This window comes from Acidiferrobacter sp. SPIII_3 (genome assembly GCF_003184265.1).
GTDB lineage: Bacteria > Pseudomonadota > Gammaproteobacteria > Acidiferrobacterales > Acidiferrobacteraceae > Acidiferrobacter.
Genome location: NZ_CP027663.1, coordinates 1,634,205 through 1,648,216, shown reverse-complemented (window position 1 = coordinate 1,648,216; position 14,012 = coordinate 1,634,205). Strand labels below are relative to the sequence as shown.

The 14,012-nt window shown below is 64.7% G+C and carries 15 protein-coding genes and 1 pseudogene; 10 read left to right on the top strand and 6 right to left on the bottom strand.

The window, feature by feature from the left end:
* Positions 1–133: 133 nt before the first annotated feature.
* From C4901_RS08215 to C4901_RS08190, 6 genes are all read left to right on the top strand, one after another.
* Entirely contained in the window at positions 134–1,174 is a 1,041-nt protein-coding gene (locus C4901_RS08215) for a Druantia anti-phage system protein DruA (protein WP_110136919.1), read from the top strand.
* 38 nt (positions 1,175–1,212) lie between these two features.
* Positions 1,213–1,884: an ISAs1 family transposase gene (locus C4901_RS08210; RefSeq protein ID WP_110136043.1), complete on the top strand. Its 672-nt coding sequence runs from the start codon at positions 1,213–1,215 to the stop codon at positions 1,882–1,884.
* Positions 1,885–1,955: 71 nt separating this feature from the next.
* Entirely contained in the window at positions 1,956–2,651 is a 696-nt protein-coding gene (locus tag C4901_RS08205) for a carboxylesterase (RefSeq protein ID WP_110136918.1), read from the top strand.
* Between the two features lie 39 nt (positions 2,652–2,690).
* Positions 2,691–3,764: an agmatine/peptidylarginine deiminase gene (locus C4901_RS08200; protein WP_110136917.1), complete on the top strand. Its 1,074-nt coding sequence runs from the start codon at positions 2,691–2,693 to the stop codon at positions 3,762–3,764.
* Between the two features lie 77 nt (positions 3,765–3,841).
* Positions 3,842–4,726 carry a carbon-nitrogen hydrolase gene (locus C4901_RS08195; RefSeq protein ID WP_110136916.1) on the top strand — a complete coding sequence of 295 codons (885 nt, stop codon included), beginning with the start codon at positions 3,842–3,844 and terminating at the stop codon, positions 4,724–4,726.
* Entirely contained in the window at positions 4,723–5,985 is a 1,263-nt protein-coding gene (locus C4901_RS08190; protein ID WP_205736270.1) for an RsmB/NOP family class I SAM-dependent RNA methyltransferase, read from the top strand. The genes C4901_RS08195 and C4901_RS08190 overlap by 4 nt, the downstream gene beginning before the upstream one ends.
* A gap of 115 nt (positions 5,986–6,100) precedes the next feature.
* Here the strand turns inward: C4901_RS08190 and C4901_RS08185 are convergent, their stop codons facing one another.
* Both C4901_RS08185 and C4901_RS08180 read right to left on the bottom strand, forming a co-directional pair.
* The gene (locus C4901_RS08185; RefSeq protein WP_110136914.1) at positions 6,101–6,355 is read right to left on the bottom strand and encodes a PIN domain-containing protein; all 255 of its coding nucleotides are present in this window, start codon (positions 6,353–6,355) and stop codon (positions 6,101–6,103) included.
* A 167-nt stretch (positions 6,356–6,522) separates the two neighbouring features.
* On the bottom strand, positions 6,523–7,731 hold the full coding sequence (locus C4901_RS08180; RefSeq protein WP_110136913.1) for an RNA-guided endonuclease TnpB family protein: 1,209 nt from the start codon (positions 7,729–7,731) through the stop codon (positions 6,523–6,525).
* Positions 7,732–8,138: 407 nt separating this feature from the next.
* On the opposite strand from C4901_RS08180, the gene C4901_RS08175 reads away from it, so the two are divergent.
* From C4901_RS08175 to C4901_RS08165, 3 genes are all read left to right on the top strand, one after another.
* Positions 8,139–8,846 carry a DUF4338 domain-containing protein gene (locus C4901_RS08175; protein ID WP_205736269.1) on the top strand — a complete coding sequence of 236 codons (708 nt, stop codon included), beginning with the start codon at positions 8,139–8,141 and terminating at the stop codon, positions 8,844–8,846.
* A gap of 310 nt (positions 8,847–9,156) precedes the next feature.
* The gene (locus C4901_RS08170; protein ID WP_168185635.1) at positions 9,157–9,798 is read left to right on the top strand and encodes a transposase DNA-binding-containing protein; all 642 of its coding nucleotides are present in this window, start codon (positions 9,157–9,159) and stop codon (positions 9,796–9,798) included.
* Positions 9,726–10,478 (top strand): IS4 family transposase, encoded by a 753-nt coding sequence (locus C4901_RS08165; protein ID WP_110136911.1) that lies wholly within the window; start codon positions 9,726–9,728, stop codon positions 10,476–10,478. Before C4901_RS08170 ends, C4901_RS08165 begins: the two co-directional genes overlap by 73 nt.
* Before the next feature lie 87 nt (positions 10,479–10,565).
* On the opposite strand, the pseudogene C4901_RS19310 reads toward C4901_RS08165, so the two are convergent.
* The 4 genes and pseudogenes from C4901_RS19310 to C4901_RS08145 all read right to left on the bottom strand — a co-directional run.
* Positions 10,566–10,652, bottom strand: a pseudogene (locus C4901_RS19310) (VapC toxin family PIN domain ribonuclease); the annotation flags it as partial.
* A gap of 161 nt (positions 10,653–10,813) precedes the next feature.
* Complete coding sequence (locus C4901_RS08155) at positions 10,814–11,062, bottom strand: type II toxin-antitoxin system PrlF family antitoxin (protein WP_110136910.1); 249 nt, start codon at positions 11,060–11,062, stop codon at positions 10,814–10,816.
* Positions 11,063–11,424: 362 nt separating this feature from the next.
* Positions 11,425–11,973, bottom strand: coding sequence for a DedA family protein (locus tag C4901_RS08150; RefSeq protein WP_110136909.1), 549 nt, complete (start codon positions 11,971–11,973; stop codon positions 11,425–11,427).
* 303 nt (positions 11,974–12,276) lie between these two features.
* Complete coding sequence (locus C4901_RS08145) at positions 12,277–12,480, bottom strand: cold-shock protein (protein ID WP_065970559.1); 204 nt, start codon at positions 12,478–12,480, stop codon at positions 12,277–12,279.
* 273 nt (positions 12,481–12,753) lie between these two features.
* Here C4901_RS08145 and C4901_RS08140 point away from each other — a divergent pair, with 273 nt between their 5' ends.
* Complete coding sequence (locus C4901_RS08140; protein ID WP_110136908.1) at positions 12,754–13,899, top strand: 3-deoxy-7-phosphoheptulonate synthase; 1,146 nt, start codon at positions 12,754–12,756, stop codon at positions 13,897–13,899.
* The last annotated feature ends 113 nt before the right edge of the window (positions 13,900–14,012 follow it).

The window sequence follows — 14,012 nt, the reverse complement described above, 5'->3', positions numbered from 1 at the left end:
CAGAACTGGTGGTCCGGCCCGTCACGCGTGGCGAAGGGCCGCGTTATCGGGAGCAGATGGCCCGTCATCATTACCTTGGCGATCTCCCGAAGCTCGGCGAGACCCTTTGGTATGTCGCCACGTGGCGCGGGCAATGGCTGGCGCAGCTCACGCTATCGGCGGCTGCAATCATTACCTTGGCGATCTCCCGAAGCTCGGCGAGACCCTTTGGTATGTCGCCACGTGGCGCGGGCAATGGCTGGCGCAGCTCACGCTATCGGCGGCTGCACTCAAGTGCGGCGTGCGTGATCGCTGGATCGGCTGGGATTTCCGCAGCCAGTATGACCGCCTGAAGCTCATCGCCAACAACAGCCGCTTCCTGATCCTTCCGCAAGGCCGCTTCCCGAATGTCGGTTCGCGTGTGCTCGGCCTGCTTGAACGGCGGGTCGCCGCCGACTGGCAACGGCATTTCGGCCATTCGTTGCTGCTGCTGGAAACCTTCGTCGATCCCCGCCGCTTTCATGGCGGCGTCTACCGAGCCGCCAACTGGCTGGCACTGGGTAAGACGCGCGGCTATCGGCGAACGCGCACAGGCTACAGCGACGAGGCCGAGGCGCCGAAGTGGGTGTTCGTGCGCCCGCTGCACCGCCGCGCCACCGCCTTGCTCATCCATCCCGACCGCGACCGGCTGGGCCTCACCGGGACCCCGAAGATGCAACTCAACGCCCACCAAATGCGCTCCCTTCCCCTGTGTTTTGCCGCCATTCCCGATCCGCGCCGAGCCCAAGGGCGTCGGCACCGCCTGCCGGTGGTGCTGGCACTGGCCGCTGGCGCGACGCTCTGCGGCTTGCGTGGCTACAAGGCGATGGCCGAATGGGCCGCCGATCTGGGGCAGGCCGCCCGGGCGCGCTTCGGCTGTCGGCGCAGGCGCATGAACGGGAAGGACCATCATTACGAGGTACCCAGCGAATTCGTCATCCGGGACTGCCTCGTCCGGATCGATGCGGGCGCCCTGGACGCCGCGCTCGCATCGTGGCAAAAGGCCTGGGGCCTCATCGACGAGGCGCTGGCCATCGACGGCAAGACGATGAAGGGCGCCATTGACGACGAGGGCCGGCAGGCACACATCATGAGCGTCGTCGGACACGAGTCCGAACACTGCTACGCCCAAAAAAAGTCGGTACCCTGCCTGTAGCCGGGGCCGACGAACACAAGCAGACCAACGAAATCGGCATGGCCATCCCGCTGCTTGCGGGATGCGAACTCGCCGGCCGGGACATCACCGCCGATGCGCTGCTGACGCAACGCGCATTGGCTGAACACATCGTCCGGCAAGGAGCACACTACCACTTCACGGTCAAGGGCAACCAGCCGGCGCTTCAGGCCGCCATCGCGCTGTATTTCAAGGAGCGCGGGGCACCCGACTACACCCAAACGCCGACCCTGGCCCACGGTCGCATCGAAACCCGCCGCATCTGGTGCACGGACGCGCTCAACGATTACCTCGACTTCCCGCATGTCGGCCAATGCTTCCTCATCGAGCGCGAAAGTGTCGAGAAGACGACCGGCAAGCACAGCAGCGAGGTCGTGCTCGGGATCACCAGCCGTCCTTCGCACAACGCCTGCCCTGAACGTCTGCTCAAGCTCAATCGCGGGCACTGGACCATCGAAGCCAAGCATCACAAGCTCGACTGGAATTACGACGAGGACCGCAGCCGCATCCGCACCGGCCGCGGCCCGGAGAATATCACCCGCCTGCGCCGTTTCGCGCTGGGCGTGCTCAAGTCCTTCCAAAAACCGGGGCAATCCATCGCCGCAATGATGCGCCGACTCGGCAGGCGCTCACGCACGGTCATGGATTATCTGCGGCTGACCTCCAATTCCCGTGCCACGGTCATGGCTTGAGAACAAATTTGCCGTGACCCCCACCCTGCCGCGACTTCTCCGCGGCCGTCGTCCCAGGCTATAATGGCATCATGAGTTTTTTTGAGCAGCCCGCCCTTCAGTACGTCACCGGCCCCCACCCTCATTACGCGTTCATCTGGCTCCACGGCCTGGGCGCCGACGGCCATGATTTCGCGGGGTTCGTCGAGACCTTCGCAGGCGCCACCGGCAAGGCCATGCGCTTTATCTTCCCGCATGCCCCGGTTCAGACGGTTACGTTGAACGGCGGGGCGCGCATACCGGCATGGTTCGATCTCTATGGCACGCGCCCCGAAGACCCCCAGGACGAGGCTGGCATCCAGCGCGCGTCGCAGGCGCTCACCGATCTCATCGGGGAGCAGGCCGGCCATGGCATACCGGCCGAGCGCGTCATCCTCGGCGGCTTCTCGCAAGGGGGGGCGGTGGCCCTGTATACCGCTCTGACCGGGCCGCGGCATCTGGCCGCATGCATCGGGTTGTCGACCTACCTGCCGCTCGCGCACCGCTTCGCCGAAGGGTTGCCACGCATCAATGATGGCATACCCGTGTTTCTTGGGCACGGTACGGACGATCTCATGGTTCCTTATGCCTTCGCCCTGAAAACCCACGCCCTGCTCGGCGCCCATGGGATCGCCGCGGAATTGCATACCTACCCCATCGGCCATGACATCAACGACACCGAGATCGGTGACCTGCGGGCCTTTCTCGCCCGCGCCCTTACGCATTGCGACTTGGCGGACCGTCGCTAAACCGCTAAGATCGCAGGCCCCGACCCCGTAGCGAACGCCATGACCACGATTACGATCCGGCGCCAGGACCGCACGACCGCCGTGCGTCGCTTTCCTGCGGAATGGGAACCGCAGTCCGGGGTCATGCTGACCTGGCCCCACGCCCACGGTGACTGGGCCCCGGTCCTCGACGAGGCCTTGGCCACCTTCGCCGCCATCACCGCCACCATCACCCGCTACGAGACCGCGCTCATCGTGGCCTACGACGAGCCCCATGAGGCGCGCATACGCGCCGCCCTGCGTGCGGCCGCGGCCGATGAGGCGCGCGTACGGATCGTCATGGCCCCGTCCGACGACGTGTTCGTGCGCGATCACGGCCCGCTCACCGTGGAAACGGAACACGGTCCGCTCCTCCAGGATTTCGCATTCAACGGCTGGGGGCGCAAGTACCCCTACGGTCGTGACGATGCCCTGACGCGCGCGCTACACGCGCAGGGGACGTTGGGCGCGGTCCCGCTCGAATCGACCGACTTCGTGCTTGAAGGCGGCAGCGTCGAGTCCGACGGCGCGGGCACCCTGCTGGTCACCGCCCGCTGCCTGTTGTCCCCGGCGCGCAATCCGAAGCATAGCGCCGCCGACATCGAGGCCGTGCTCGCCGAGCGGCTGGCGGCGCGCCGCATCCTCTGGCTCCATCACGGATACCTCGCCGGCGACGACACCGATGGTCATATCGACACCCTGGCGCGTTTTTGCGATCCGCGCACGATCGCCTACTGCGCCTGCCCCGCTCCGGACGATGAACACTACGAGGAGCTGAAGGCCATGGAGCGCGAGCTGCAAGCGTTGCGCACGGCCTCCGGCGCGCCCTACCGACTCGTTCCGCTCCCCTGGCCGGCGGCGAAGCTCGATGCCGCGGGCGAGCGCATGCCCGCCACTTATGCCAATTTCCTCATCATAAACGGCGCGGTGCTGGTGCCCTTGTACGGCGATCGCCAGGACCAAGAGGCCTTGCGCGTCATCGGTACCTGCTTTCCGGGACGCGATGTCATCGGCATCCCGTCGCTCACCCTGATCGCCCAGCACGGCAGCCTGCATTGCGCCACCATGCAGCTGCCACGCGGCGTGCTCGCGTAGATCGCCAGGCAATCGTCATCGGAGGCCCTTATGGTCATTGCCCTGCCCGCATCCTCGACCGACCACGGTCCTCTCTCATGAGCGCCGGCATCACGGTCGCCTTGATCCAGCATGCCGCCGGCGGTAGCGCCGCGCAGGCGTGGGCGCGTATCGAGGAGGGCTTGCGCGAGGCGCGCGCGCAGGGCGCCGACCTTGCCGTGCTCCAGGAACTGCACAACGGGCCGTATTTCTGTCAGTGGGAGAACGCCGCGGAATTCGCGCGCGCCGAGCCCATCCCCGGACCTTCGACGGAACGCCTCGGCGCGCTCGCCCGCGAACTCTCGCTTGTCATCGTCGGATCGCTGTTCGAACGCCGCGCAAGCGGCCTCTATCACAATACGGCAGTCGTCCTGGAACGCGACGGGCGCCTGGTCGGACGCTACCGCAAGATGCACATCCCCGACGACCCGGGTTTCTATGAAAAGTACTACTTTACGCCCGGCGATCTCGGCTTCGTCCCGATCGCCACGAGCGTCGGACGCCTCGGCGTGCTGGTATGCTGGGACCAGTGGTATCCGGAGGCCGCGCGCCTCATGACGCTCGCCGGCGCCGACATGCTCGTGTATCCCACCGCCATTGGCTTCGATCCGCGCGACGACGATGCCGAAAAGGCCCGCCAGAAGGAGGCCTGGGAACTCATTCAGCGCGCACACGCGGTCGCCAACGGCATCCCGGTCCTAGCCGTGAACCGCTGCGGCCACGAGCCGGACCCGAGCGAGGCCACCCCCGGGATCACGTTCTGGGGCGGGAGCTTTGTGTGTGGTGCACAAGGCGAGTGGTTGGCGCGCGCCGGCGATACGCCCGGTGTCCTGATCGCGCGCATCGCCACATCGCGCACCGAACAAACCCGGCAGATATGGCCATTCCTCCGCGACCGGCGCATCGAGGCCTACGCCGATCTCCAGAAACGCTACCGCGATTGATCACGCCCGCCCTCCACGAGGCCGCCGCGCGCCTGCTGGGCGATATCCTGGAGGGGCCGGGCGCCGCCGACGCGCGCATGGATCGCTTCTTTCGCGCGCAGCCGCGCCTAGGCCCCAAGGACCGTGGCGTCATTGCCGAGGCCGTCTATGGGAGCCTGCGCCACCACCGCCTGCTGTGCGCGCTCGCGCAGACCCCCGAACCGCGCCATGTGATCGCCGCGTGGCTCGCGGCCTTCGAGGGCTATAACGCGCGCCAGCTCCAGACCCTGGGCGTCGCCCATCCCGAGGCGCTCGTGGCCGCCGCGCGCGCCGATCGCGACGCCTACCCCTTTGCGGTGAGCGCAAGCCTCCCCGACTGGCTGGCCGCGCGCCTTACCACCCTGCTCCCCGCCTCCGAGCTGTCGGCGGCGGCCGCGGCGCTGCTCGCGCCAGCCCCGCTCGATGTCCGTGCCAATACCCTGAAGACCGACCGGGCGACGCTCCAGCAGGCCTTCGCCAGCGCCGGCCATGAGCTTGATCCCACGCCGCTGTCGCCCTGGGGCCTGCGCCGCGCCTCGCGCGCCAGCCTCTTTCGCGCCCCGGAGTTCGCCGCCGGCCATTTCGAGGTCCAGGATGAAGGCAGCCAGCTCATCGCCCCGCTCCTGGAGCCTCGGCGCGGGGAGCGCATCGTCGACTATTGCGCGGGCGCCGGCGGAAAGACCCTGCATCTCTCGGCGCTGCTCGCCAACAGCGGCATGCTCTACGCCTTCGATACCTCGCAAAAACGCCTGGACCGGCTGCGCGAACGCGCCACGCGCGCCGGTTGCGACAATATTCGCATCCAGACCCTGGAGGCCGGTCCTGACAACCGTCTGAAACGGCTCTACGGCAAGATCGACCGCGTCCTTGTCGATGCCCCGTGCAGCGGGACCGGCACCGTGCGCCGAAGCCCCGACATCAAGTGGCGGCTCGCCTTCGAGCGCGTCGCGCATCTGGCCGGACAGGCGCGCGCGATCCTGACCCAGGCATCGCGCCTCGTGCGTCCCGGCGGGCGGCTGGTCTACGTCACCTGCAGTGTGTTGCGCGAGGAGAATGAGGATGTGATCGCGGACTTCCTGGCCGAACACGGCGAATACACGCCGATCGATGCGTCCGGGATCCTCACGCGTCGCGGCATCCCGTTTTCCGCAAGGGCCCCGGACGCAGACAGCGCTCTGCGCCTATGGCCGCATCGCCACGGTACCGATGGCTTCTTCGCTCAGGTCTTGCAGCGAGGCTAGACCGTCGCCTGCGGCGATCTGAACCACGGCGCGGCGCCGGCGTCATGGTATGAGAACCGCGGGGGCGAACGCATCCCGCCCCCAGAGGGCCCGCGCTTCCCCACGAGCGCGCCCCTTATAGGAGCTTGAATCCGGAAAGCGATTTCAGAGCCTTGTCGAATGTCACCGTCTCCGTGCAACCCAAAACACCGTTCATGCGACCGATCAGGCAATCGGCAAAATCCGCCTTGGTGGCATGGTAATCAGTGAGCGCTGCCCACACCATGCCTTTATCGACCACCTCGATGCCGCTCGTCATGAGCAGCTTTTCCAACACCTCAGCAATAGTGGCCTTCGGGTAGTCATAGGCGGACTCCAAGACCCATGCCATTTCGCTTGACATCCTCCTCGCCCTCTCGCGCTTTGCGCTCGCCGCGCTCAGGCGCGGAATGGGCCATGCGGCCCACAATGAGGACGAGGATTCCTTCCTGCCAGGAGCGGCCCTACATCAGCCGCTTCGATTGACCCATTCCCTTTGGTTTGGGCCAACTTCACGGCTTATGCCGCGAAACAGGCTACCCCGGCGTGCCCCGTCGTTGACTCCAATCCCCTTGCGAGGATGTTCTTCGCCGCGTTCACATCGGCGTGGTCTTTGTGACCGCAGCGCTGACAGTGAAACTCGGCTTGCGTGACGCGATTATGCGCATCCACCGCTTTGCACACCGCGCATCCTTGTGAGGTATAGGCCGGGTCCACCAAAAGCAACATGCCGCCCGACCACTGGAGCTTATAATCCAGCATCTGTTTCAGCAGGCCCCATCCCTGGTCGAGGATGGCTTTATTGAGACCCGCCTTTGGCCGGACGTTGCGTCCGGGGTGTGCGACGGTGCCCCGGGCGGACGCCGTCATGTTCCGCACTTTCAGGTCTTCCAGCACCACCACCGCGTGGTTTTGGCTGATGATGGTGCTGACCTGATGCAGTACGGTCTTGCGCATCGCGGCAATCGACTGATGGAGCCGCGTGACTGTGGCCTTCTGTTTCTTCCAGTTGGCCGAGAACTTTACCTTATGCGCGAGGCGCCGCTGCGCGCGCGCCAGGGTCTTTTGGTGCGCGCGGTAGGAAGCGACCGGCAGGAACATCGTGCCGTCCGACAGCGTGAGCAGGTTCGCGACCCCCCGATCACACCCGACCGCCGTGGTGGAGGGGTGAACGGGGTCCGGGATCTCCTTCTCGATCTGGAGGGCCGCATACCAGTGTCCACCGGCGCGGCTGACCGTGACATTACGGATTTCCCCACCGATGATGCAGGACTTGCGAAACTTCACCCAGCCGATCATCGGCAGATAGATTTTTGGGAACACCTGGCGTCCCTGCGCGTCCTGCGGCTTCAAGTCGAACTGGATGTGCTCTGGCTGCGGATAGCGTAGGCTGTCATGCCGCCCCTTTTTCTTGAACACCGGAAAGCGCTTGGGGCTCTTCTTGTCGAAGGCGTCCTTGAGCGCCCGGTCCAGGTGTTTCAAGGTCTGCTGCTGCGGTTGTGACGGAGATTCCGCGAGAAACCCGAAGGCCTCCGAATTCCGCCAGGTGGTTAGGCAGTGCGCTATCTCGCCGTAGGAGAGACGGCCGCAGCGCTCGGCGAGATAAGACTGCTGGAGGGCCAACGCGCGATTCCAGACAAAGCGCACGCAGCCGACCGCGCACACCAGGAGATGGTCTTGTTCGGGCGTGGGTTCCAGGCGGTAACGCACGGCTTTGCGGATGAGCATAGCGGGTATTGTAGAGCAGGCTCTAGCGACTACAAGGCTTAGGCGGACACGGCGGTATCGAGCCGCCTCCCCGCCGCGCTCTGCATCCCCGCCCTGAACGGCTTGTCATTACCCATTATCTTAGCGACCTGGCCGCGGTGGATGTACCCGAAAGGGACAACAGGGAGACCCTCATGGCGATAGGGTGAGGACTGAAGGCAAGGGCGTCCCCGAAAAGCGCTGGACACATTCGACGTTTTTCGCTACGGTTCACGCCATGAAAATATACTGTGGTCGTGAGTTCCGTGAGGGCGATATCGAGTCGATCAAGCGACTCATAGCCCAAGAGCCGTCTTTAGCGCACATCCCTGGCACGCGCGCTGTGCGCGCTGTGGGGATGGACAAAACCCAGCGGCGAACTGAAGGACATGAGCTGTCGCGTGGCCCTTACGCGCATGGAGGCCGAGGGGTTGATCCAGTTGCCCCCATCGCGCATCACCACCCGCCGAAGACGACCGCATTTTCCGCCTACGGGGGCCACGGATGCGCAAGCCCCGCTGCGCCAGCCCGTGCACGCGTTGGAGGCCTTGAGGCTGTGCCCGGTCACAGACAAAGCGGTCTCGCGTCTCTGGAATGAGTTCATGGCGCGCTATCACTACCTGGGCTATACGCCGATGGCGGGCAACCAGTTGCGCTATAATGTTTATGCTGGCGCCCAGCGTGTGGCCCTGCTGAGCTTTGGGGCCAGCGCCTGGGCGCTCGCCGCACGGGAGCGCTTTATCGGGTGGTCAGAGCCCGCGCGCCGGAAGAATTTGCCCCTGGTGGTGAATAACGCCCGCTTTCTGATTCTGCCTTGGATCCAGTCCCCAGGACTGGCCTCAACCATCCTGGCCAAGACCGCCCGGCGACTCCCCCAGGATTGGCATCAGCGTTATGGCTATGCGCCGGTGCTGCTGGAGACCTTTGTGGAGACAGGGCGTCATCGGGGCACCTGCTACAAGGCGGCCAACTGGATTCGGGTCGGGCAGACCACCGGGCGGGGCAAGAAATCTCTCGTCCACCGCCCGATCCTCCCCATCAAGGACATCTGGTTGTATCCTCTGCACAAGCGCTTCCGGAGCGTGCTGTGCCGATGAACCTAGATCCGGCAGTCGGATCGCGATTACCTTTGTAACTGTATAATTTGTAGCGTTTTGGACCAAAATGTGCGCTCACCTCTTGGGTGAACGGCGAAATCGTAAAAATGCTTTTCAGATGTAGCGTTTTGGACCAAAATGTGCGCTCACCTCTTGGGTGAACGGCGAAATCGTAAAAATGCTTTTCAGATCCGCTGATTAGGGCGCCTTTAGGCTACCAACTGCCGAATATAGGATGAAGGGAAGCGGCACTCCGTCTCTCCACGCCCCGAGGCCCACGTTTGAAGACCAATCCTGGATCGCGCAGCAGTTGGGTCAAGCCGACCCGGGCGATGCTCGGCGTGCGCGCCGCGCGCAGCAACTGGCCCTGTGTCTGCTCGCCGCACCCGGCTGTGGTCTGCCCAAGCAGACCCACACCTGGGGCGGTCTGAAGGCGGCGTACCGCTTGCTCCATTGTGAGGACGTGACGCGCGTGAAGGTGATGCAGCCGCACGGTATGCAGACCCTGGCCGCGGCTTGTGCGCAACCCGTAACCCTCTTTGTCCAAGACACGACGGAGCGCGACTTCAGTGCGCTTACGCACGCCGAGGGCTTTGGTCCCATCGGGGACAACCGGGGATCGGGGCTTTTCGTACACAGCCTGCTGGCGTTGACGCCCGCAGGAGAAGTGCTCGGCCTGGCGGCCCAACACACTTGGGCGCGCGCGAGCAGGCCGCCGCGCAAACAAACCGAGACCCGAGCCCAGCGCCAGGTGCGTCCCGCCAAGGAGTCCGAGGTCTGGCCCCAACTGCTAGAGACCGTGGGCCCGGTACCCTCCGGTCAACGGTGGGTGAGCGTGGGTGACCGAGGCAGCGACTCCTTTGATTATGGGGCCCGGCCGTGGCCTGTGACTGGTACTGCCTGTCGCGGGTCTTCACCAATCGCCGAACCGCCGACAACGGCCACCTCCTGACCCAGGCCAGAAACCTCCGCGCCCAAGGCCAGATCGTCGTGCCCCAACGGGCGCGCCCCGGACAAGCGGCGCGCACGCTCCATCTGAATCTCGCCTGGTACACGGCCCAGGTGCTGCCCCCATGCAACAACCCCATGCTGGCCCGCCGTCCCCCACTCACCGCCAGCATCGTCCGTTGCTGGGATGATCGGTATAGTGTCGAATGGCTGTTGCTCGCCACGTGGCCCGTAAACAGCGCCGATGACGCGGCCCAGTGTGTTCAGTGGTATGAACAGCGCTGGAGTATCGAGGAGTTCCATAAGTGCCTCAAATCCGGCTGTCACATCGAGCGATCCCAACTCAAGCAGGCCCAGGCTGTCGACGTGCTGCTGGGTTTTTGTAGTCTGGTCTCCGTCCGCCTGCTGGCGCTGGCCCGTCTGGCGCGCCTGCGGCCAGACGCCCTCGCCTCGCACCATATCAACCCGACCGTTCTCACCGTTTTATGCACTATGCGCAGGTTGGAGCCGACCACCCTTACCGTTCGCGACTACTGGCGCGCGGTCGCCCGCATCGGAGGGTTCCTCGCACGCACTCGGGACGGCGACCCCGGTTGGAAAACGCTCTGGCAAGGGCTTATGGAGCTCGAACACTGGGTGCTTGCTTGGGTGAATGGCTACGAAAACGGACGTAAAAGTGGGTAATGACAAGCCCTGAACGGCGGGGTTTTCCGCGGATTCTGATAAAACGATGGCATTGACCAGACAGGGATCATCCGCCGTGCAGTGTCGTTCCATGAGCTGGCCGGCCTGCGGTGATTGAACGGGGTCATCCTGGACGAGATAGCGCACCAATACACTCGTGTCGAGCCCAATCATCTCCGATGCACCCCGTTGGCAACCTCGGTGTCATTAGTCAGGTCGACGGCTTATCACGCCGCGGAGAGACCGCGCAAGGGCTTCTTGCGATCGTAGCAGCGCGGTGGCCCGAGGGCCGCCTGCCACTCTCGGACCTCCTTGTGGCGGCAGACTGTCGATGGTTAGCCCTTGCGGTCGGACGCGCGTTTGATGACGGCGGCGCGCATCTCTTCGACCGATACCGGCCGCGCCCCCTTGCGATAGAGAATCCCCTTGAGGTCGGTCACCTTCAATGTGGCCGGCTGAACAAGCACTCGCCCATCGTCCTGTATGAAGAAATCGAGCCGATCGCCGGGCCCAAGGCGCAGGGCATCCCGTATGCCTTTGGGGATCGTAATCTGTCCCTTGCTGGTCAGGGTCGCGCTGGACATAGGCATCGCTTCCTACGTTTTGGCTGTTCCTTACTCTAGGGTAAGGTATAGCGATCGTCAATATCGCATCGGCGGCAACGCCGCGCATTGGGGACGAATGCCGTCGGGCAAGGGGGGATCCCAGGTCCACGGAGGGCAAATCGGGGTCTTCTCTCTCACGCCCACGGCTTAGCTGTGCAACCGGATGCCGGACATGAACGCGCTGTCCGGGCTCCAGGAAAATAGCCGACGCCCACTTTCCGGCAAGATCGCGCTGGCTGCCTCCATCCTGGCCGCATCCCCGCATCCTACGAACCACAGGGGTCCCTGCCCGTTTAGCAGGTCCCGATGCCCGGATCACCAAGGGTCGTCTGTAGCCGATGTCAGGAACGATAGCGCGTGAGCAGCCAGATGCCGGCGGCAACTGCCGCGCCTATGAGCAGCAAGAGCCATTCATAATGCGCGAAGTGGCTGAGCATGGCGGCCAAGGCGTGCCCTGCCACGAAACCTCCATAACCCACGACCACCGCCCATACCGCGGCCCCCGTGGCATTCAGAAGGGTAAAACGCGCACGCCGGATGGGGCTCGCCCCGAATACGAAGGGCGCGGCGCTGCGCAGGCCGTAGAGAAAGCGGAAACCGAACACGAGCCAGGTCTCGTAGCGGCCGATCCAGCCCTGAAGGCGGGCGTTGGCCCTTCTCAGTCGCGGCTTGCGGGCCACGACATCCGGCCCATACCGTCGCCCCAGATGAAAAAACAATTGATCGCCGCTCAGACTGCCGACGAAGGCCGCGGCCATGACCCCTGGGAGCACGAGGTAGCCCTGTGCGGCCGCCACGCCCCCCAGCACGAGTACCGTCTCGCCCTCCAGAAAACAGCCGACCAGGATCGCGATGTAGCCGTAGACGTGGATGAGGTGGATCAGCGACATAAGATCCCGGGGATGAGGGGCTCACAAAGGACCGTCCAGACGAGGCTGGCATGACCCCGGCGCCTAAGATTCGAACGTCGTTCCACGGCCTCGATGCGCGTAACGGCGCACGCGGGCGGACCTGGGCCGTCCGGCCCGCGGGGTTCTCACCCTGCCGGCCCCGACGCCAGGCCCCCTCGGGGCCGCGCCACGCTCGCCACTCGCGCCGATTCCCGGGCACGCGAGCCCGTCGGCACCTCACATCATGGCCGCACGCGGGACCGGCTACGGGCGGCCCCACGCCCTTCACGCGCTGTTCGTATCTTAACGCGGTACCACGCGCGCCGCCTGCATCCCTTTGGGTCCACGGGTCGATTCGAACTCGACCTTTTGGCCCTCGGCGAGCGTCCGGAACCCCTCCCCCTCTATGGTCGAGAAATGGACGAATACATCGGCGCTGCCATCGCTCGGCGTAATAAAGCCAAAACCCTTCGCTTCATTAAACCACTTCACGGTACCGGTCTGCATAGAAACCTCTTCTTCGATTGCCTTCCCGTCGTGCGGGTGATCCAGTGTCCGCGCCGGCGCCGCCCTGACCAAGCCTGGGCGTGGCGCCCGACGCCACGTTCCAAGGAACGCAAAATTCATGCTACGTCAACCGCGGCCGCAAGACAATCCTTAGCTGTCTCGTCAACATCTCCCCGGATTCCGGGGTCACGTCGGGGCGGCGGCAAGATAGGCTCCCGGCGGCAGACTTGTTAGAATGGCGGCCGGCCCGTGACGCCGCCTTAAGGACTATCCATGATCGTCGTCTTGAAATCCCACATAACCAAAGACAGCCCCGAGTTCCGGGAGCTGATGTCATTTCTCGCGCAAAAGCCCGGCATCAGCCTGCGCGTGCACGAAGAGGTCGGGGCCCTCGTGACCCTGACCGAGGTCTATCTGATCGGCGATACCAGCGCGTTCGACCTCCACGAGATCGAGACCCTCCCGGGCGTCGAGCGCGTGGTCAGCATCGAAGAGGAGTATCGGATACTGGGGCGCCATCATGATGACAAGCGGCCGACGGGTTTCGAGTACAAGGGCGTACGCTTCGGCCAGGACACGTTGAATGTCTTCGCGGGATTGTGCGCGGTCGACAACCCTGCCCATGTCGAGCAAATGATGAAGGCCCTGGCCGACAACGGCCAGGTATGCACGCGCATGGGGGCCTACAAGCCGCGCACCAACCCATACTCCTTCCAGGGCCACGGGGCATCGTGTCTGCCCTGGGTCTTCGATCTCGCCGGTAAGTACGGCATCCGGGTGATCGCGATGGAGATCACCCACGACTCACACCTAGACGAGATCCGCCGCGCCCTCGAGCAGACCGGCTCGCCGACCGGGGTGATGCTCCAGATCGGCACGCGTAATACGCAGAATTTCGAGCTCCTGAAGATCGTCGGCCGTCAGAGCGAGTTCCCGGTGCTCCTGAAGCGCGGGTTCGGCATCACCCTAGAGGAGTCCTTGAACGCTGCCGAGTACATTGCAAGCGAAGGCAACCGCAACGTGATCTTCGGGCTACGTGGCATGAAGACCAACATGGGCGACCCGCATCGCAACTTCGTCGACTTCGCGCACGTCCCGGTGGTCAAGCGCCTCACGCGCATGCCGGTGTGCATAGATCCCTCCCATTCGGTTGGGTCGCGGGATCGCGGACCCGACGGGCTGCTCGATGTCCAGCAGGTCACCGCCCAGGGGATCATTGCCGGTGCCAACATGGTGCTGGTCGATTTCCACCCGGAACCGAAGAAGGCCCTGGTGGATGGACCGCAGGCCTTGCTGCTGCGCGAACTCCCTTATTTCCTGGAGGATATCGCCATCGCCCGTGACGCCTATGTGCGCCGTGTCAAGGCCGGAGCGCGATTCCTGGCGGAACAGAAGACCTCAGTCCCTGAAAACCGCTGAGGTCCTCGGAGGGCGGACGGCGCGACGCGCGCTCGTCCACCCCCCGCCGCGGGGCCCTTCCGGCGCGCATAATGACACAAGCGCCAAGCCCCAGAGACGACAGGCGGGCCTCC